Source organism: Halomonas sp. G11 (assembly GCF_001663515.1).
GTDB lineage: Bacteria > Pseudomonadota > Gammaproteobacteria > Pseudomonadales > Halomonadaceae > Vreelandella.
Genome location: NZ_LYXG01000023.1, coordinates 138227 through 157656, shown reverse-complemented (window position 1 = coordinate 157656; position 19430 = coordinate 138227). Strand labels below are relative to the sequence as shown.

15 protein-coding genes, 1 tRNA gene and 1 other RNA gene are annotated in these 19430 nt (G+C 57.5%); 14 read left to right on the top strand and 3 right to left on the bottom strand.

Features of this window, described 5'->3' with window-relative positions; translation table 11 throughout:
- Positions 1 to 193: 193 nt before the first annotated feature.
- The 7 genes from ADS46_RS11625 (at position 194) to ADS46_RS11595 (ending at position 8076) form a co-directional block, all read left to right on the top strand.
- Positions 194 to 1387 (top strand): NnrS family protein, encoded by a 1194-nt coding sequence (locus ADS46_RS11625; RefSeq protein ID WP_066320318.1) that lies wholly within the window; start codon positions 194 to 196, stop codon positions 1385 to 1387.
- 41 nt (positions 1388 to 1428) lie between these two features.
- Complete coding sequence (locus ADS46_RS11620) at positions 1429 to 1824, top strand: SirB2 family protein (protein ID WP_234346819.1); 396 nt, start codon at positions 1429 to 1431, stop codon at positions 1822 to 1824.
- 29 nt (positions 1825 to 1853) lie between these two features.
- The gene (locus tag ADS46_RS11615; RefSeq protein WP_066320314.1) at positions 1854 to 2228 is read left to right on the top strand and encodes a YbaN family protein; all 375 of its coding nucleotides are present in this window, start codon (positions 1854 to 1856) and stop codon (positions 2226 to 2228) included.
- A 130-nt stretch (positions 2229 to 2358) separates the two neighbouring features.
- Complete coding sequence (locus ADS46_RS11610; protein ID WP_066320312.1) at positions 2359 to 4242, top strand: HAMP domain-containing protein; 1884 nt, start codon at positions 2359 to 2361, stop codon at positions 4240 to 4242.
- Positions 4239 to 4907, top strand: a complete 669-nt coding sequence (gene narL, locus ADS46_RS11605; protein WP_066320310.1) for a two-component system response regulator NarL — start codon at positions 4239 to 4241, stop codon at positions 4905 to 4907. The genes ADS46_RS11610 and narL overlap by 4 nt, the downstream gene beginning before the upstream one ends.
- Before the next feature lie 235 nt (positions 4908 to 5142).
- Positions 5143 to 6735 carry an antiporter gene (locus ADS46_RS11600; RefSeq protein ID WP_066320308.1) on the top strand — a complete coding sequence of 531 codons (1593 nt, stop codon included), beginning with the start codon at positions 5143 to 5145 and terminating at the stop codon, positions 6733 to 6735.
- A 57-nt stretch (positions 6736 to 6792) separates the two neighbouring features.
- The gene (locus ADS46_RS11595) at positions 6793 to 8076 is read left to right on the top strand and encodes an MFS transporter (RefSeq protein WP_082926070.1); all 1284 of its coding nucleotides are present in this window, start codon (positions 6793 to 6795) and stop codon (positions 8074 to 8076) included.
- A 74-nt stretch (positions 8077 to 8150) separates the two neighbouring features.
- Here ADS46_RS11595 and ffs read toward each other — a convergent pair.
- The 3 genes from ffs to ADS46_RS11580 all read right to left on the bottom strand — a co-directional run bounded on the left by ffs (position 8151) and on the right by ADS46_RS11580 (position 9371).
- Positions 8151 to 8247: signal recognition particle sRNA small type (gene ffs, locus ADS46_RS11590), an RNA gene on the bottom strand.
- A gap of 46 nt (positions 8248 to 8293) precedes the next feature.
- A tRNA-Met gene (locus ADS46_RS11585) sits at positions 8294 to 8370 on the bottom strand.
- A gap of 86 nt (positions 8371 to 8456) precedes the next feature.
- Positions 8457 to 9371 carry a choline ABC transporter substrate-binding protein gene (locus ADS46_RS11580; RefSeq protein ID WP_420706136.1) on the bottom strand — a complete coding sequence of 305 codons (915 nt, stop codon included), beginning with the start codon at positions 9369 to 9371 and terminating at the stop codon, positions 8457 to 8459.
- A 203-nt stretch (positions 9372 to 9574) separates the two neighbouring features.
- Here ADS46_RS11580 and betI point away from each other — a divergent pair, with 203 nt between their 5' ends.
- From betI to ADS46_RS11545, 7 genes are all read left to right on the top strand, one after another.
- On the top strand, positions 9575 to 10198 hold the full coding sequence (betI, locus tag ADS46_RS11575; RefSeq protein WP_199825225.1) for a transcriptional regulator BetI: 624 nt from the start codon (positions 9575 to 9577) through the stop codon (positions 10196 to 10198).
- Between the two features lie 10 nt (positions 10199 to 10208).
- Positions 10209 to 11678 carry a betaine-aldehyde dehydrogenase gene (betB, locus tag ADS46_RS11570; RefSeq protein WP_066320301.1) on the top strand — a complete coding sequence of 490 codons (1470 nt, stop codon included), beginning with the start codon at positions 10209 to 10211 and terminating at the stop codon, positions 11676 to 11678.
- A 97-nt stretch (positions 11679 to 11775) separates the two neighbouring features.
- Positions 11776 to 13449 (top strand): choline dehydrogenase, encoded by a 1674-nt coding sequence (gene betA / locus ADS46_RS11565; RefSeq protein WP_066320300.1) that lies wholly within the window; start codon positions 11776 to 11778, stop codon positions 13447 to 13449.
- Positions 13450 to 13641: 192 nt separating this feature from the next.
- On the top strand, positions 13642 to 16152 hold the full coding sequence (locus ADS46_RS11560) for an acyl-CoA dehydrogenase (protein WP_066320299.1): 2511 nt from the start codon (positions 13642 to 13644) through the stop codon (positions 16150 to 16152).
- 200 nt (positions 16153 to 16352) lie between these two features.
- Complete coding sequence (locus tag ADS46_RS11555) at positions 16353 to 17453, top strand: ABC transporter ATP-binding protein (protein ID WP_066320297.1); 1101 nt, start codon at positions 16353 to 16355, stop codon at positions 17451 to 17453.
- Positions 17446 to 18552: an ABC transporter ATP-binding protein gene (locus ADS46_RS11550; protein ID WP_066320296.1), complete on the top strand. Its 1107-nt coding sequence runs from the start codon at positions 17446 to 17448 to the stop codon at positions 18550 to 18552. Before ADS46_RS11555 ends, ADS46_RS11550 begins: the two co-directional genes overlap by 8 nt.
- A complete protein-coding gene (locus ADS46_RS11545) occupies positions 18545 to 19429 on the top strand; it encodes a carbohydrate ABC transporter permease (protein ID WP_066320293.1) in 885 nt (294 codons plus the stop codon). Before ADS46_RS11550 ends, ADS46_RS11545 begins: the two co-directional genes overlap by 8 nt.
- Position 19430 lies beyond the last annotated feature (1 nt).

The following is a 19430-nucleotide window of genomic DNA, read 5'->3' as shown; positions in this document are numbered from 1 at the left end:
TTGAACAGGCGATTTCTGCCCAGTTACCTCTATATACCCCACCCCTACCTCTTAGGTGATAGAACTCCCAAACCACTGGGGATAGAGGGCGAAAAACGCTTGCGGTCACTGACCTGCGTCAATGATGGTAAGGGCATCGGCATAGGATAGTACCCAACTAAAACACTCAGCTTTCGCACTTAAAGGCGCGCTTATGAGCTTACGTCAACTTTCTGATCGCTTACCGCTACTGCGTTTGGCCTTTCGTCCTTTCTTTTATTTTGCCGCGCTGTTTAGCCTGCTCGCCATGCTGGTATGGCTGGGCTTTTGGCACGGCAACGTTTGGCTTTCTCCCTACGGCGGCATGCTGTGGTGGCATCAGCATGAAATGCTGTTTGGCTTTGCGGGTGCCGTTATCGCCGGTTTTCTGCTTACCGCAGTACAGAACTGGACGGGGCGGCCCGGGGTATCGGGCTGGGCGCTACTGGGATTGGTGGTGCTATGGCTCGCCGCCAGGGTATTGCTGGCCTACGCCGCCTCTCTACCCGGTTGGCTATTATTGCTGGTGGATGTCAGCTTTCTACCGCTGGTTGCGATCATCATGGCGCGCAGCGTTGTGGCCGTACGCTTATGGCGCAACCTCTTGTTTCTTCCCGTGCTACTGCTGCTGGGCACCGCCAATGCCACCATGCACCTCGGGGTGATAAACGGCAACGCCCTGCTGATTCGCGAGGCAAGCCATCTGGCTGTATTGACTATTACCCTGCTGATGGTGGTATTGGGCGGACGCGTGATAGCGTTTTTCACCGCGCGCAAACTGGGCTTTCCTCAACCTGATCGCTCCCCGCTACTCGAGGCGCTGAGCCTTGGCAGCATGGCAGCCATCGTCGTTCTACAACTGATGAGTATGTTAAGCGACCTGGGCTCTGACCGGTTAATGGCCACGTTAATGACTATCGCCGCTTTAAGTAATGCCTGGCGATTAGCCCAGTGGAAAGGCTGGCTTGGCTGGCGCGAACCGCTTTTATGGGGATTGCACCTAAGCTATGCCTTTATTCCCCTTGGGTTGGTGCTTTGGGCATGGCAGCTAGTCAGCGGCCAGCGCGTCGAAACCGCCGTGCACGCGCTGGCGATTGGCGCCATGGCAACGATGATGCTCGCCATGATGGCGCGGGTGTCGCTGGGCCATACCGGACGCGCCATCCAGACGTTACCGGGAGTAGGCTTGGCGCTGGGCATCCTGCTAATCGCAGGGCTGCTGCGTTCGGTGTGGCTGGTGGTATTTCCGCAGACAAGCCATTGGGTGTTTAGCGCGGCCATCATCGCCTGGTGCATCAGCTATTTGGTTTTTTTACTGCACTACACCGTCCCGCTCTTCTCTGCACGCGTTGATGGCAATGATGGTTAAGCAGGCAATGTCGGCAACCGGCGGCTTATGGGGAGATGATCGTGGCGGAGCACTATTTATTGCTAAAGCACCTGCATATCACCGCGGCTTATGCGAGTCTGGCATTTTTTGTCCTGCGCGCTATCTGGTCGTTCAACGGCGCCCTCGTGCTTCAGGCCCGCTGGGTAAAGGTGATACCGCATATCATCGATACGGCCCTGCTGGCCCTTGGAGTATCGCTGGCTGTTATACTGAATTTCTGGCCGTTGCCACCCTGGCTAAGCGCTAAAATCACCGCGCTGGTTATTTATATCGTGCTGGGCACGGTCGCCATCAAGCGCGGCAGAACGCCGACCACGAGAGCCATGGCGGCGTTGGCGGCGATCAGCGTATTTGGCTACATGTTGGGGGCCGCCATACAGCGTTCGCCGCTATCCTGGCTTGGCTGGCTTGGCTGATACCTGGACATAATGAAAAAGGAGAGCCCATGCGACTGACACAGATAGCCTGGTGTGCGCTTGCCTACCTGTGTATCGGTCTGGGCATCGCCGGGATTGTGCTGCCTCTCGTACCCACTACACCGTTTTTACTGCTCGCGCTGTGGGCCGCCACCAAAGGCTCTCCCCGCATGGCACACTGGTTGTATCACCATCCGCGTATGGGCCCCTACCTTCACGCCTGGCACGAGCAGCGGGCCATTCCAAAGCGTGCCAAGATCATTGCCTTGGGGCTGTTGACGAGCACTTGGCTGATACTGTTGGCCAGCGGCGCACACCACTTCCTGCTCGTGGGGATGGCTACATTTTTCATCGGCGCTGCCAGTTTTATTGTCACACGCCCAAACGCCTATGCCGATCAATAAGCGCACGCTTACCCCTTGCCCGCGATACTCTTCTTATCCCCACAAAGAAGCATTACACTTACTTGATTAAATAATAGGGGCACGGCCCAATACCGCACCCTAGATGCCTTCTCTGCGCACCGGGAGTGACATGAACCCCCTACACCATTCGTTGGTCGTCAGAATCGTCGCGTTACTGCTGATCATCGGTAGCATGGCCATCGCCAGCATCAGCGCGACCATTGTGATTGCCCAACGCAGCCAGGGCGACGCCGAAGCGATTAACGTGGCCGGCTCGCTCAGGTTGTACAGCGCGCAAATCAGCCAGACGCTTCAGCAGCCGTCGACCACCAACAGCAACGCACGCCAGGCTGCGATTGACCGAGCCACGGCACGCTTTTCCGAACGGCTGGCAAGCCCTGCTTTAACTGACCGGGCGGGTGTTTCGTTAACGGATCAGGCCGAGCAGTCACTCACTTCATTGACCACCCAATGGCAGCGCGATATCACCCCGCTGATCGAACGTGCACGAGACGGCGACGGTGGCGACGTTCGCCTTGTGATCGACAGTCTCGATGGTTATATCGCCGATATCGACCACTTTGTCACTCTTCTGGAAGACCATAGCCAGGACAAGATCCGCTTTCTGACCCAGCTGCAGATGGGAAGCTTGGTATTGATTGGCCTGCTCTTGACCGCGGCGCTCTACGACCTTCGCGCCCATTTTATCAAGCCACTACGGCGATTAATGCGGCTCAGCCGTGAAGTGGGCAAGCGCAATTTTGGCTACCGTGCGCCGGCTCATTCCAAAGATGAGCTGGGTCAGCTGGGCCAAACGTTCAACCAGATGGCTGCGGAACTTGGCGACAGCTACCAGAAACTCGAGTCCCGGGTGTTCAGCAAGCAGGCAGAACTCAAGCGCCATAACCGGGCGCTGCAAATTATTCATGACGGCAGCCGAGCGCTTTATGGCGGTGGCAACGACCTTTGCTCAAGCGCCGCCCCGATGCTCCGTGAACTGGAGGCCTTATTGGCCATTGGCCCCATGTCCCTGTCTCTGCATAATTCCCACGACAACAGCGATATGGAAATTCTTGCCACCCACTCGCTTGAACGCCCTCGTTATTGCCGCGACCTGGCCTGCGTGGCCTGCCTGGAGCCCGCTCAGCCTATCGGTTTGGGTGATACGACTCACGACCCTGCTTTGCGCGTCGATAGCCATACTCATCAGCTGCAACTACCCATTACTGCTGGGCATTTAACTCTAGGGTATTTGACTGTTAGCTATACCAGCCCTATCAGCGATACCACCCACCAACTGCTCAACACGCTATGCGGGCAACTGGCCACCGCTATATACCTGCAGCAGCGAATCGAAGAGCAGCAGCAGCTGTCGCTGATCAAGGAACGCACCATCATCGCCCGTGAACTGCATGATTCGCTGGCCCAATCGCTGTCTTATCTCAAGATGCAGGTAGCCCGGCTCGAGCGCATGCAGGCCAAGGCAGTGCCCGTTGAGCAACAAAGCAACGTGATGAGCGATTTACGCGATGGATTGAACAGTGCCTATCGCCAACTGCGTGAGCTATTGAGCACGTTCCGGCTGTCACTGGATAAACCGGGTCTGCAGGCGGCACTGCAACATACCGTCGATGAATTCAGCGAGCGGCTGGGTTTTTCAGTAGCCTTTAGCTATGCCGTGCCGCCCCATTTGCTCAGCGCTAACGAAGACGTGCACATCTTACAAATCACCCGTGAAGCGCTAGCCAATACGCTCAAACACGCCAACGCCCAATGGGCCAGTGTCAGCTTGACCTTTGAGCAGGCCGAACTGCGTCTGACCATCGAGGACGACGGTGTTGGACTCAAGCAAGCCGAGTCGCCGCCCATGCATTTCGGGCTGGTGATCATGCGCGATCGGGCCAGCCATATTAACGGCATATTGACCTTTCATAACCGCCCCACAGGCGGAACCGGCGTTTATCTGTGTTTTACGCCCCAGGCCAATCGACTCATCAAGGAAGCGCGCCTATGAGCACTCCCAGCTCCGCTGCGGACCCGATCGCCACCATCATGGTCATCGACGATCACCCGCTACTGCGCCGCGGCGTCCGCCAGCTGTTGGACATGGAGGATGATCTGCAGCTGATTTACGAGACCGGCTCGCCGCAGGAGGGAATCCAGCAGGCCGTTGCGCTCGAGCCGGACATGCTGCTGCTCGATATGAACATGCCCGACATGAGCGGCCTGGAAACCCTCCAGCACCTTCGCGATGCGGGCTACGGCGGTCGCATAATCATGTACACGGTCTCGGATCAGGAGGATGACGTGGTCGATGCGCTGCGCGGCGGCGCCGACGGCTATTTGCTCAAGGACATGGAACCCGAAGATATGGTCCATCAACTGCGCCAGGCCGCCAAGGGACGTATGGCGATCAGCGAGAACCTGACCGCCCTCCTGGCCCAGGCGCTGCGCAACCAGCGCGGTGCCTCGCCAGCGCCTTCATCGGCATCGTTGACCCAGCGAGAGAAGGAAATACTGCGTGAACTGTCGGCGGGAATGTCCAACAAGCTGATTGCCCGCAAACTGGGTATTACTGAAGGCACAGTCAAGGTCCACGTTAAGCACCTGCTAAAAAAGCTTCACCTTCGCTCGCGGGTAGAGGCCGCCGTTTGGGCTGTGCAGGAAGGGATAAGCTAAACCGGTTCTATGTGGTTACCCCTAAATACCTAGCGGCAAATTTTGATCCTGCACCCACACCGCCCACACATAAAAATAACTCATAAAAACAATGCCTTAACTTAAATAACTCGCTACCTCCTTAGAGGTAGTTGGCCGTTAACACCCCTCTATTCCCCCGTTTTCCCGGATCAAGCCAAGGCGTATCTTGCAAGGCACTGCGCTTTGCAGCACTTGCGTCCAAAGGGGGTAGCGAATGGCCAAACACAATGCCGACATAGAACACTGGGACGTTGAGGATCCGCAATTCTGGGATCAGCAGGGCAAGCGAACCGCCACTCGAAACCTGTGGATTTCCATTCCCAGTCTCCTGCTTGGCTTTGCCGTCTGGATGATGTGGGGAATGATCACCACCCAGATGCTAAACCTGGGGTTCCCCTTTTCGAACGATCAGCTTTTCACTCTCACCGCCATCGCCGGGTTGGCAGGGGCCACGCTGCGGATCCCTGCATCATTCATGATCCGCATTGCCGGCGGTCGCAATACCATCTTTTTAACCACCGCGCTGTTGATCATACCGGCGGCCGGCACCGGTTTTGCGCTGATGAACCCGCAAACGCCTTTCTGGGTGTTTCAGGCACTTGCGCTGCTTTCCGGCATTGGCGGGGGGAATTTCGCCTGCTCGATGAGCAATATTTCCAACTTCTTCCCCAAACAGCAGCAAGGCTATGCGCTAGGCATGAATGCCGGGCTGGGTAATTTTGGCGTGACCACCATGCAGATTCTCGTGCCACTGGTCATGACGGTCGGCCTGTTCGGCGCGCTGGCAGGCGAGCCCATGGCGCTGGAAAGTGCGAGCGGCACGCTTATCGGTCGCATTGAGGCTGGCACCGACACCTGGATTCAAAACGCCGGTTTTATATGGCTATTGTTTCTTTTACCGCTGGCAATCGCCGGCTGGTTTGGAATGAACAACCTTCGCCCTATCACTCCCAACCCAGGCAACCCTCTTCAGGCATTCGGCAAGATTCTGGGGCTATACGCGGTGGGCATCCTGACATCCATCGTGGGCGTCCTGGCACTCGGGTATATCAATATGTGGTTTGCCCTGCCCCTGACGATTGTAGTCACGCTGGCGCTGTTGCGGCTGCTGCCGGGCGATATCAAGCCGGCGATCACAAAACAGTTCGGTATTTTCTCCAACAAGCACACCTGGTCGATGACGGTGCTTTACATCCTTACCTTTGGCTCTTTTATCGGGTTTTCGGCCGCACTCCCCCTCTCGATCAACATTATTTTCGGCAACATGATGGACGTCGCCGCTGACGGCAGCATGACCCGTGTCACCAACCCCGATGCACCGAGCGCGCTGACCTGGTCATGGATAGGCGCCTTTGTCGGGGCACTGATTCGCCCGGTGGGCGGCTGGATATCCGACAAGGTCGGCGGCTCGATTGTCACCCAGGTGATCTCGGCCATCATGGTGGTGGCTTCCGTTGCCTGCGGCTATGTGATGATGCTGGCCTACAACGCCACCGATCCAAATCAGTTCTTTTGGATATTCCTATTGCTATTCATTGTGCTTTTCGCCGCCAGTGGTATCGGCAATGGTTCGACCTTTCGCAGCATCGGGGTGATTTTCGACGCCCAGCAGAAAGGACCGGTACTCGGCTGGACCTCGGCTATCGCCGCCTACGGCGCGTTTATAGCGCCGCGGGTGATTGGCGATCAAATCAAAGCGGGCACACCGGAACTGGCGATGTATGGCTTTGCCGTGTTCTACGCCATTTGTCTGGTCGTTAACTGGTGGTTTTATCTGCGCAAAAACGCCTACGTCAAAAACCCGTAGACCTAAAGCGCTGCCCGCCTAGCGACTAACGCCACCCCAATTTCAAGAGAGGCCAACATGGCGTCAAAACGTTTTCAACAAACCTCGGTGCTGATCGCCAACACCTTTGCCTTCACCATGTGCTTCATGGTGTGGACGATGTTTGGCGAAATAGGCGTGCCGATTGCAGAAGAACTTAACCTGAATGGCACCCAGTTCGGCATCCTGACCGCCGTCCCCATCCTGACCGGCGCACTATCACGCCTGCCCCTGGGCGCAATGACCGACCAATACGGCGGCCGACCGGTGTTTTTTATTATCCTGCTGCTGATTATACCCGCCGTATGGCTCGTTCAATTCGCCACTCAGTACTGGCAACTTCTTACGCTAGGGGCATTTATCGGCCTTGCTGGCGGGGCCTTTTCAGTAGGTATCACCTATACCGCCAAGTGGTTTGAAAGCGATCGCCAGGGGCTTGCCATGGGCATCTTTGGTGCCGGTAACGCGGGGGCGGCGGTGACCAAGTTTATCGCCCCGACGGTGATTGTGATGCTCGGCTGGCAGGCGGTGCCGAATATTTACGCGGCGATCATGCTGGTCACCGCAATCCTCTTCTGGTGTTTCACCTTCACCAATCCGGCCCACCGCAGCCCTGGAAAAGTACCCCTGCGCGAGCAGATCAAAATCCTCAACGATCCTAAAGTGTGGAAGTACTGCCAGTACTATTCGCTCGTATTTGGCGGCTATGTCGGCGTGTCGCTTTGGCTCACCCGCTATTACATGTCCGAATACGGCTTTGGTATTCAGTTGGCGGCGGTGATCGCCACCATTTTCGTGCTGCCGTCCGGAGTCATCCGCGCCTTCGGTGGCTGGCTTTCCGACCGCTTCGGTGCCCATAACGTTACCTGGACGTGCCTTTGGGCCAGCCTGATTGCCTTGTTTATCATGTCCTACCCGGAAACACGCTACAGCGTTGAGGCAGCGGGTGGAGCAGGTCGTGTTGAGTTCGGATTCGGCATACCGGTATGGCTGTTTACCGCGGCATTATTTGTGGTGGGTATCGCCTGGGGCATTGGTAAGGCGTCGGTATTCAAATACCTCTCCAACGAGTACCACGAAAATCTGGGGCTTGTTTCCGGCATTGTCGGGCTGGCCGGTGGATTGGGCGGTTTTTTCCTGCCCATCATGTTTGGTGCACTGGTGGATATCACCGGAATCGCCACCACGGTGTGGATGCTGTGTTTCGGCATTACGCTGGTGTCGATCATCTGGATGTGGTGGACAGAGCGGCGCTCACCAGTAATCACACGCGGCTCATCGTCAGGCGCAAAGGCCAAACAAGGGGTAACCAGCGAAAGATAAAGCTGAGAGGTAGTGCGAGGGGGGCTGGTTGAGAGACAACTAAACAATAAATAATGGTGCTGAAATGGAGGCGGCCCCAAAAGCCACATCCCGGCACACGCATCCACCACTACCGTTGCTCCCTTCCGGGCCTGGCGGGGTTTGCAGTTTAGCGTTGCGGGAGGACCTAAGGGGCCACCATAACAGCTGACTCGTTTGCGAGTCTGCCTACGCTGTGTGGTGGCTACGCCCTGATTTGAACAGGGGACCCCATCATTATGAGTGATGTGCTCTAACCAACTGAGCTACGTAGCCTTTCCGACATCAGCGGAGACGCATTGTGCCTATCTTGATGGCAAAAGGCAAGCCGTTATCGACCTGCCTTTTGCCCCAGGCACCGTTTATTGCAGTGCGTTACGCACCGCTTCTTCAGCAGGCTCGCCGTCGATGGTTTCCACACCAGCCAACCACTCGCCTAGCAGTTCGTCATTTTCCTTCAGGTAAGCGCGGGCAGCATCACGGGGATCTTCACCCTCGTCCATGATTTCACCCATCAGCTGGTTTTCCATCTCGAGCGTGAAGGTCATGTTGTTGAGCAGTTCACCGACGTTGGGGCACTCTTCCACGTAACCACCACGGGTGTTGGTATACACCGTTGCGCCACCCAGATCAGGGCCGAAGTAGTCACCTGCCCCTTCAAGGTACGCCATGTCGAAGTTGGTGTTCATGGGGTGTGGCTCCCAACCCAGGAACACCATCCAGTCTTCGTTGGGCACCCGCGCCCGCAGCTCGGCAAGCATCCCGGCCTCGCTGGAATCGACCAATTGCCAATCGCCAAGGCCGAAGGCATCGTCGTCGATCATCTGCTGGATCAATTCGTTGCCGTCATTGCCTGCTTCAATGCCATGCAAATTGTTGTCGAATTTATCCGCATGGTCGGCTAGATCTTCCACCGAGGTAACGCCCGCATCATAAACATATTGCGGCACGGCCAGGGTGTACTTGGCCCCTTCGAGATTGGCGGATAGCCGGTCAACGGTGCCTTTCTCGACGTAAGGGTCACTGATGGAGGCCATGGAAGGCATCCAATTACCTAAGAAAACATCGAAATCACCGTTTTCCATGCCTGAGTAAGCAATGGGCACCGACACGGTATCCACGCGTGCTTCGTAGCCCATGCCTTCAAGCACTTCGCTAGCAAGCGCCGTGGTAGCGGTAATGTCGGTCCAGCCTACCTCTGCAAAGCGAACCGTGCTGCATTCATTAGCCATCGCCAGAGAAGGAAGTCCTGCCGTGACGACAACCGCCCCCATCATGCTCAAATGTGCTTTCTTCATTCAGCGTCCCCTTTTCATCAGATTATCGATCTCCCGCCCCGCATTGATATCGAAGCGGCAACTAACACCTTTTTATTGATTGAACGTTCAATAAAAAAATGCCATCATTGTTAGGTAATCATGCCTACCGTTGTTTTTCAAGGTTATGGGTGGATAGGCATTCAACGCGACAGGAGATAGCCATGCCTAAGGTTGGAATGGAACCAATACGCCGCGAGCAGTTAATTAACGCCACCATGGCGGCTATTGACGAGGTTGGGTTGGCGGAAGCCACTGTCATGCGGATTGCCCGCCATGCAGGGGTATCAGCAGGCATTATCAGCCACTATTTCGGTGGCAAGGATGGCTTGTTGGAAGCCACCATGCGCCAGATTCTGACCGACCTTAACCACGCCATTTCCATGCGTCGGCACGCGTTGGAAGACAACACGCCCCGCGCCCATATTGGCGCGATTATTGAAGGCAACTTCGACCGAACTCAGGTCACCGGCCCGGCCGCCAAGACCTGGCTCGCTTTCTGGGCAAGCAGCATGCACAAACCGATGCTGCAACGCTTGCAAAATGTCAATGACCGTCGCCTGTACACCAATTTATGCCACCAATTTCGCCAGGTGATGCCGCGGGCGGATGCTCGCAACGCGGCTCGGGGTCTGGCCGCCATGATTGACGGCCTTTGGCTACGCGGTGCCCTTACCCCAGAAGGTCTGGATGCCGACGAAGCCCGACACCTGGCCCATAACTACCTAGACCAGTTACTTGCTCACCATGGATGCCAACCACGTGCCTCCATGACCAAAACTTATTAAGGAGACCATCATGGCCGCTCAAGATATACAGCCTCTTTACATTAATGGTCGCCGGGTTGATGCCACCTCAGGCGATACGTTTACCATCACCAACCCCTTCGATGGCAGCCTGCTGGCAACCGTCGGCCAGGCAAGCCAGGCCGACGTGGACAGCGCGGTCGAGGCCGCCCGCAACGGCCAACGTCAGTGGGCCGCCATGACCGGCATGGAACGCGCGCGCATTCTGCTGCGTGCCGTTGCCATCCTGCGCGAGCGCAATGACGAACTGGCTGAGCTTGAAACGCTCAACACAGGCAAGCCAATCAGCGAAACCGCAAGCGTCGATGTCGTGACCGGTGCTGATGCGCTTGAATACTACGCTGGTTTGGCACCCGCGATTGAAGGCAGCCAGATTCCCCTTCGCGATAGCTCCTTTGTCTATACCCGCCGCGAGCCGCTGGGTGTCATTGGGGCCATAGGGGCCTGGAACTACCCTATCCAGATTGCCTGCTGGAAAGCCGCCCCGGCGCTGGCGGCAGGCAACGCGATCGTGTTCAAGCCCAGCGAAGTCACGCCGCTCACCACCATGAAGCTTGCCGAAATCTTCACCGAAGCGGGCCTCCCCGACGGCGTGTTCAACGTGGTGCAGGGCGATGGCCGTGTGGGCGCAATGCTCACCGCGCATAAAGGTATCGACAAGGTGACGTTCACCGGGGAAGCCGGTACCGGCAAGAAGGTCATGTCAGCCGCGGCCGAATCGACGCTTAAAGACGTCACCATGGAACTGGGCGGCAAATCACCGCTGCTAGTATTTGCCGATGCCGACCTCGACCGCGCCGCCGATGCGGCCATGATGGCCAACTTCTATTCCTCCGGCCAAATCTGCACCAACGGCACCCGCGTGTTTGTGGAACGCAGCGTCAAAGACGCCTTTGAAGCCAAACTGGTGGAACGCGTCAAGCGTATCAAGGCAGGCGACCCGCTGGATCCCAGCGTCAACTTTGGTCCGCTGGTCAGCTTTGAGCATCAGGAAAAAGTGCTCTCTTATATTGCCCTGGGCAAAGAGCAAGGTGCACGGGTCCTGGTGGGCGGCGAGGATTGGAACAGCGGCAGCTGGGCCAACGGTGCCTGGGCGGCGCCCACGGTATTCACCGACTGCACCGATGACATGCGTATCGTACGCGAAGAGATTTTCGGCCCGGTGATGTCGGTACTCGCCTTTGATGACGAGGAAGAGGTGATTCGCCGCGCCAATGACACCACCTACGGCCTTGCCGCCGGAGTCTTCAGCGAAAGTCTGAACCGCGCCCACCGGGTGATCCATCAGCTGGAAGCGGGTATCTGCTGGGTCAATACCTGGGGCGAGTCACCGTCCGAAATGCCAGTTGGCGGCTACAAAGAATCGGGCATTGGTCGCGAGAACGGTGTCGAGACACTGAATCACTATACCCAGACCAAGTCCGTACAGATCGAGATGGGGCCGTTTGAGTCTGTGTTTTAACTGTTTACAACACACGAACTCATGAACCAAGAGCGCTGGGGGTAGCCAAGCCACCCCCAGAGTCGCCCCCTCCCCCTATAAGTCCCGGTGAATCAGTATGTCTCAACCACGTGAATTTGATTACATCATTATTGGTGCAGGCTCCGCAGGTAATGTGCTTGCGACTCGCCTAACCGAAGACAGTGACGTCAGCGTGCTGCTGCTGGAAGCAGGCGGCCCTGACTATCGCTTTGATTTTCGTACCCAAATGCCCGCTGCCCTGGCTTTCCCGCTGCAGGGCAAACGCTACAACTGGGCATTTGAAACCGACCCGGAACCGCATATGGACGGCCGCCGGATGGAGTGTGGCCGTGGCAAGGGCCTGGGCGGCTCCTCGCTGATCAACGGCATGTGCTATATCCGCGGCAACGCCCTTGATTACGACAACTGGGCCAAACAGCCCGGCCTTGAAGACTGGGACTATTTAAGCTGTTTGCCCTACTTCAAGAAAAGTGAAAGCCGCGATATCGGGCCAAACGATTATCACGGCGGCGATGGCCCGGTCAGCGTGACAACCCCAAAGGCGGGCAATAACCCGCTTTATCGCACCTTTATCGAGGCAGGCAAACAGGCGGGTTACCCTGAGACCGACGACGTCAACGGCTATCAGCAGGAAGGCTTCGGCCCCATGGACCGCTTTGTGACGCCTAACGGCCGCCGAGCGTCGACGGCACGTGGCTACCTGGATACCGCCAAGCAGCGCGAAAACCTGATCATCGAAACCCACGCGGTGACCGATGTAATCGAGTTCGAGGGTAAGCGTGCAGTGGGCGTGCGCTATGAGCGAAAAGGCGAGAAACAGCAGGCCTACGTTCGTCGTGAAGTGCTGCTGTGTGGCGGTGCTATCGCATCACCGCAGATTCTTCAGCGTTCGGGTATTGGCAACCCGGCACTGCTTAAAGAGCTCGATATCGAGACGGTTCACGACCTCCCTGGCGTGGGTGAAAACCTTCAGGACCACCTGGAGATGTATATCCAGTACGAGTGCAAAGAACCTATCTCACTCTACCCGGCGCTCAAATGGTACAACCAGCCGAAAATCGGCGCCGAGTGGCTGTTCAAGGGGACCGGTATCGGTGCCAGCAACCAGTTTGAATCCTGTGGCTTTATCCGCAGCCGCGATGAGGAAGAGTGGCCCAACCTGCAGTACCACTTCCTGCCCATCGCGATCAGCTACAACGGCAAGAGCGCGGTGCAGGCCCACGGCTTCCAGGCCCACGTCGGCTCCATGCGCTCGGAAAGCCGCGGCCGCATTCGCCTGACCTCGAAAGATCCCCATGCGGCGCCCAGCATCCTGTTCAACTACATGGCCAAGGACAAAGACTGGCAAGAGTTCCGCGACGCCATTCGCCTGACCCGCGACATCATCGCCCAGCCAGCCTTTGATCCATACCGTGGCCGCGAAATCGCCCCCGGCCCGGACGTGCAGTCGGATGCCGAACTCGATGCCTTTGTCAAACAGCACGCCGAAACCGCCTATCACCCCTGTGGTAGCTGCCGGATGGGCAACGACGAAATGGCAGTCACGGATGGCCAGGGCCGCGTCCATGGCATTGACGGCTTGCGCGTGGTCGATGCGTCCTTGTTCCCGGTGATTCCCACCGGCAACCTGAATGCCCCCACCATCATGCTGGCGGAAAAGATCGCCGACCGGATTCGTGAACGTGAGCCCCTGCCCCGGGCCAACGTCGACTATTACGTCGCCAACGGCGCACCAGCCAAACGCCACTGAACCAAGTCTGGTTAGCAAAACTCTAAAACGTCGTAGCCCAGCGCTGCGACGTTTTTTTATGTCCCTTTAACGCATCGAAATACTTGCACTGGGTGGCGCAGGTCTGCCAATATTCAAACATCTGTTTAAATCTGTGCATTATTAACCATATCGTATCCTTCAACACTATCCCTCAACATATGGAGAGGCACTATGCTCACCCTACTACTGATCGTGCTGGCGGCTGTTGGCCTGCTCGCGGTGATGCGCCGCGAAGCCGGTGCAACCGCCGCCCTGGTCGTGCTTGCCGTGCTGGGTCTTGTTGGCCTGGTGTTCGATGCCGCCGTCATTGGCGTGCTCTTACTGCTGGGCGCCGCCGCTGTGGCCGTTGCCGGCCTTCCTGCGCTACGCCGCCAGTGGTTGACCCCGCGGCTGTTTGCAATGTTCAAGAAAGTCGCGCCCAAGGTCTCCGATACCGAGCGCACCGCCCTGGAAGCGGGCACGGTTTCCTGGGATGGCGAGCTGTTTTCCGGCAAGCCCCAATGGAACAAGCTGCTCAACTTTAAAGACGACGGCCTGCGTGAAGACGAGCAAGCCTTCCTCGACAACCAGTGCGCGAAAGCCGCCGGCATGTGCAATGCCTGGGATATCGCCATCGAACGTGCAGACCTGCCCCAGCAGCTTTGGGATTACCTGAAGAAAGAAGGCTTCTTCGGCATGATCATTCCGAAGGAGTATGGCGGCCTGGGCTTCTCAGCCAAGGGCCAATCCATGGTGCTGCAAAAGCTATCTGCCAATGAGACGCTGATGGTCACCGTCGGTGTGCCCAACTCGCTGGGCCCAGGCGAACTACTGCTCAAATACGGCACCCAGGAACAGAAAGATCACTACCTGCCGCGCCTTTCCGATGGCCGTGAAATCCCCTGCTTTGGCCTGACGGGCCCGCGTGCCGGTTCAGACGCCACCTCGCTGCCGGACACCGGGGTCGTGTGCAAGCAAATGATTGACGGTAAAGAAGTCCTCGGTCTGCGCCTCAACTTTGAAAAGCGTTGGATCACGCTGGCGCCCATTGCCACCGTTGTCGGTCTTGCTTTCCGGCTATTTGACCCCGACCACCTGCTCGGTGATGAAGAAGACCGCGGCATTACCCTGGCGTTGATTCCCCGCGATACCGACGGCATGGAAATCGGCCGCCGTCACCACCCGATCGGCAGTCCGTTCATGAACGGCCCGATCAAAGGCAAGGACGTCTTTGTGCCGCTGGATACGATCATCGGCGGCCCCGACATGATCGGTCAGGGTTGGCGCATGCTGGTCGAGTGCCTGTCCATCGGCCGCTGCATCACCCTGCCCTCCGGCGCCACCGGCACGGCGCGCTATGCGCTGGGCTGGAGCGGCGGCTTCACCCGCGTGCGTCGTCAGTTCAACGTGCCCGTGGCGGAAATGGAAGGCGTTCAGGAGCCCCTGGCGCGGATGGCGTCGCTGGGTTACATCTCTCAGGCGACGGTCTACCAGACCGCCAACCTGATCGATCACGGCGAGAAGCCCGCGGTCCCCTCGGCGATTCTGAAAAGCCAGCTGACCGAATTCCAGCGTGACATCCTGGCCGATGCCATGGACGTACATGGCGGCAAGGCGGTCACCCTGGGCCCACGCAACTACCTGGGGATCGGCTACAGCGCCAACCCGGTGGCGATCACGGTGGAAGGCGCCAACATCATGACCCGCAACCTGATGATCTTCGGTCAGGGCGCGATCCGCTGCCACCCCTACGTGCTCGAGGAGCTCGCCGCCAAGGACGCCAACGATATCAAGGCATTCGACAAGGCGTTCTTCAGCCATGCGGGCCTTATCTTCGGCAACGCTGCGCGCGCCTTTACGCTAGGCTTCGGTATCGGCAAACCCCAGGTGCCATTTGACGGGCCTGCAACGGCCTATGCACAGGACATTGCCCGCCTCTCCGCAGGCTTTGGGCTGTGCGCCGATGCGGCCATGGCAAGCCTGGGCTCGGCCCTGAAAAAGCGCGAAATGCTCTCGGCGCGCCTCGGCGATGTGCTTTCCAACCTCTACCTTGCCTCCATGGTACTCAAGCAGTGGCAAGCGGGTGACAAGGTGGAAGGTGAGGAAGCCCTGCTGCATTACAGCTGCCGCTTCCTGCTCCAGCGTGCCGAACAGGCGTTCGTGGAAATTTTCGATAACCTGCCCAACCGGGCGCTGGGCAAAACGCTGAAAGTGATTGTGATGCCGACCGGTCGCCGCTGGGACAAACCCCACGATGACTATGCACGGGATATCGCCACGCGGGTGTCCACCCACAGCGCCCTGCGCACCAAGCTGTTGCACAACACTTGGGACGCCGACGACGGCGAACAGCGCAACCCGCTGGCCCGTTACAATGCCCTGCTGGTGGACTACGACCGTGCCGAGGCGATCTACCGGACGGTCAACAAGGCCTATGCCAAGGGTGAACTGCCGCAGACGGCCCTGCACCCAGAAGCACGGGTAGAAGCCGCGTTGGCCATTGAGCTGATCAGCGAAGAAGACGCCCAGTTCATGCGCGAGTTCGAGGCGGAAGTGCTTGAAATGCTCACCGTAGATGACTTCCCCTACGAAACCTTTGCCACCGACAAGTCGACGCTGATTGACCACAACGCCAAAGACGTTGATCAATCCACGACCACGTCGGATGCCCCCTCAATCGAGGCATCCGCCAGCGTGAAATAGCGCTACCCTGGCACTTCCCCAAAACCGGCCCATCGCGGCCGGTTTTTTTTGACCCTAGACTTTCGTTTAATTTTCGAATTTTCATGCCTTTTCAGCAAACGAAAGCGATAAAAGGCATTGCAGGTTCGAAAACGATCAACTAGGATTTCGTAAACGAAAGCTAGATATTCTCCAATAACAACGACGCTAGCGAGATCCGCATGTCTCTACATTTGCAAAATATCGCCCATACCGTAGGCGGTGTTCCCTATATTAGCGACGTTGACCTAGCACTCGAGCCAGGCTCTTTCAATGTGCTACTGGGTAGAACACTCGCAGGCAAGACCACACTGATGCGTTTGATGGCGGGCCTTGAACCGCCTACCCAAGGCCGTATCTTGATGGACGGCAAGGACGTCACCGGGGTACCGGTACGCCACCGCAACGTATCGATGGTGTATCAGCAGTTCATCAATTACCCCAGCTTAACGGTCTACGACAACATTGCGTCGCCACTTAAACTCGCCAAGCTGCCAAAAAGCGAAATTGACAAGCGCGTCGGCGAAATAGCTGAAATGCTGCATATCGAGCATTTGCTTGACCGCTACCCTCTGGAGTTGTCCGGGGGGCAGCAGCAGCGCACCGCCATGGGCCGCGCTCTGGTCAAGGATGCCGATGTCATTCTCTTCGACGAGCCGCTGGTCAACCTGGACTATAAGCTCCGTGAGGAACTGCGCGACGAGCTGCGTGATCTGTTCAAAGTGCGTAATTGTATTGCCGTGTACGCCACCACTGAGCCTAATGAGGCCCTGGCACTCGGCGGCAACACGGCCATTCTTCACGAAGGGAAGCTACTTCAGTACGGCCCCACCGATCAGATCTACCGGCAACCCAACGGCATTCTCAGCGCCGAGATGTTCTCCGAGCCGCCGATCAACATCGTGCCGGGCCGGCTCACCGACAACGAGATCACCTTCGATAACGACACTCACTTTACCTGCGACGATGCCTTGCAAAAGCTGCCTCCCGGGGACTACCAGTTCGGGGTTCGCGCCTCGCATTTGAGCCTGACCCCGCAAGCCCCGGATGACCTGGAACTGCCGGTCACCGTGGATGTCGCCGAAATCAGTGGGTCCGAAACCTTCCTCCATGCGCGTCATGCGCACTTCCCCCTGGTATTGCACCTTCTGGGGATACACGAGCTGAAGGTCAATCAGCCCATCAAGGTGTATTTCCCCACTCATAAACTGTTTGTTTTCGACCAGCAGGGCCACATTGTGCATACCCCGTTGGCTCAGACGGAGGGTGTTGCCCATGGCTGAGATCGTCCTTAAGACACTCGCGCATACATACAGCGCCAATCCCCAATCGGCCGAGGATTACGCCATCCGCCATATGGAACACGTATGGCATCAAGGCGGCGCCTATGCCTTGCTGGGGCCGTCGGGGTGCGGCAAATCCACCCTTTTGAACATCATTTCAGGGCTGCTGGCGCCCACCGAAGGCGATGTGCTCTTTGATGGTCAGCGGGTCAATGAACTGCCACCGGAAGAGCGCAATATCGCCCAGGTGTTCCAGTTCCCGGTGATCTACGACACCATGACGGTGTTCGATAACCTCGCCTTCCCGCTACGCAACATGAACACCCCCGAGTACCGGGTTAAACCCAAGGTGCTGGAAGTCGCCGACATCCTTGAGTTGACACCGCTATTATCGCGCAAGGCCAAAAACCTGACCGCCGATGAAAAGCAGAAAGTCTCCATGGGGCGCGGCCTGGTCCGCGACGACGTTACTGCCATTCTGTTTGATGAGCCGCTTACCGTCATCGACCCTCAGTTGAAATGGAAACTGCGCCGCAAGCTCAAGGAAATCCACGAGCGCTTTAACATCACCATGATCTACGTCACCCACGACCAGCTCGAGGCCTCGACCTTCGCTGACAAGATCGCCGTGATGTATGAAGGCCAGGTAGTTCAGTTCGGCACCCCAAGGGAGCTATTCGAGACGCCCGCACACACCTTCGTGGGTTATTTCATCGGCAGCCCCGGCATGAACTTTTTCGAGCTTCGCTACGATCAGGCACAAAATACGGCCTATTTCGGCGACCAGCCGCTGCCGTTAAGCAATGCTTATCTGGCCACGCTTAAAAAGGCCGAGAGCGACAATCTCAAGCTCGGCATTCGCCCGGAGTTCATCGACGTGCACTCAAGTCCTGAACCCGACACGATTGCCGTACAAAAAGAGAACCTGCAGGACCTTGGCACCTACGCCATTCTCACCTTCTCGCTCAATCAGCAAACCTTCAAAGCCAGGCTGCCCGAAGACCATCCTGACTTGGGTGACACCGTCTATATCCGTTTTCCCGACGACAAACTGAGCCTTTACGTCGATGAATACCGAGTCGAGGTAGATCATGAATAAAGTCTATAACAACCGCGCCTGGCTATTGGTACTGCCAATGCTGGTCCTGGTCGCGTTTTCCGCGATCGTGCCGCTGATGACCGTGGTCAACTACTCGGTGCAGGACGTGCTGGGCGCCAACGCCCGCTTCTTTACCGGCACCGAGTGGTTTGAAACCATGCTCAACGACCCGGCCCTGCAAGCGGCGTTTCTACGCCAGATAATATTCTCGCTCACCATTCTTGCGATCCAGGTTCCCCTGGGCATAGGCATTGCGTTGATCATGCCCAAACGCGGCTGGCAGGCGTCGGCAGTGCTGATCCTGATTACCCTGCCCCTGCTGATCCCCTGGAACGTGGTGGGCAGCATCTGGCAGATTTTCACACGCGGTGATATCGGCCTGATGGGCTGGGGCCTACGCCAGCTGGGCCTCGAGTACAACATTACCCGTAACGCTGCCGATGCCTGGGTGACGATCATCCTGATGGACGTTTGGCACTGGACCCCGCTGGTCGCCATGCTTTGCTATAGCGGGCTGCGCTCCATCCCCGAAGCTTACTATCAGGCGGCGCGCATTGACCGTGCCTCCAAATGGGCGGTATTTCGCTACATTCAGTTGCCCAAGCTGACCAATGTGCTGGTCATTGCCGTGCTGCTGCGCTTCATGCATTCGTTCATGATTTACGCCGAGCCCTTTGTACTGACCGGCGGCGGGCCTGGCAGCTCAACGACCTTCCTGAGCCAATCGTTGACCACCATGGCCGTGGGCCAGCAGGACCTGGGCCCCTCTGCTGCTTTCTCGATCATCTACTTCCTGGTCATCCTGCTGGTGAGCTGGGTGTTCTATACCGCCATCATGAACATGCAGAAAGACAAGCATTCCCAGGGAGGCGCGTGAC

Bases quoted from the DNA above. Each gene is read 5' to 3' on its own strand.
- ADS46_RS11610 (WP_066320312.1), top strand. From the start codon at position 2,359: ATGAACCCCCTACACCATTCGTTGGTCGTCAGAATCGTCGCGTTACTG.
- ADS46_RS11555 (WP_066320297.1), top strand. From the start codon at position 16,353: ATGTCTCTACATTTGCAAAATATCGCCCATACCGTAGGCGGTGTTCCC.
- ADS46_RS11615 (WP_066320314.1), top strand. From the start codon at position 1,854: ATGCGACTGACACAGATAGCCTGGTGTGCGCTTGCCTACCTGTGTATC.
- ADS46_RS11595 (WP_082926070.1), top strand. From the start codon at position 6,793: ATGGCGTCAAAACGTTTTCAACAAACCTCGGTGCTGATCGCCAACACC.
- betB (WP_066320301.1), top strand. From the start codon at position 10,209: ATGGCCGCTCAAGATATACAGCCTCTTTACATTAATGGTCGCCGGGTT.
- ADS46_RS11600 (WP_066320308.1), top strand. From the start codon at position 5,143: ATGGCCAAACACAATGCCGACATAGAACACTGGGACGTTGAGGATCCG.
- betA (WP_066320300.1), top strand. From the start codon at position 11,776: ATGTCTCAACCACGTGAATTTGATTACATCATTATTGGTGCAGGCTCC.
- ADS46_RS11550 (WP_066320296.1), top strand. From the start codon at position 17,446: ATGGCTGAGATCGTCCTTAAGACACTCGCGCATACATACAGCGCCAAT.
- betI (WP_199825225.1), top strand. From the start codon at position 9,575: ATGCCTAAGGTTGGAATGGAACCAATACGCCGCGAGCAGTTAATTAAC.
- ADS46_RS11625 (WP_066320318.1), top strand. From the start codon at position 194: ATGAGCTTACGTCAACTTTCTGATCGCTTACCGCTACTGCGTTTGGCC.
- ADS46_RS11560 (WP_066320299.1), top strand. From the start codon at position 13,642: ATGCTCACCCTACTACTGATCGTGCTGGCGGCTGTTGGCCTGCTCGCG.
- narL (WP_066320310.1), top strand. From the start codon at position 4,239: ATGAGCACTCCCAGCTCCGCTGCGGACCCGATCGCCACCATCATGGTC.
- ADS46_RS11545 (WP_066320293.1), top strand. From the start codon at position 18,545: ATGAATAAAGTCTATAACAACCGCGCCTGGCTATTGGTACTGCCAATG.
- ADS46_RS11580 (WP_420706136.1), bottom strand. From the start codon at position 9,371: ATGATGGGGGCGGTTGTCGTCACGGCAGGACTTCCTTCTCTGGCGATG.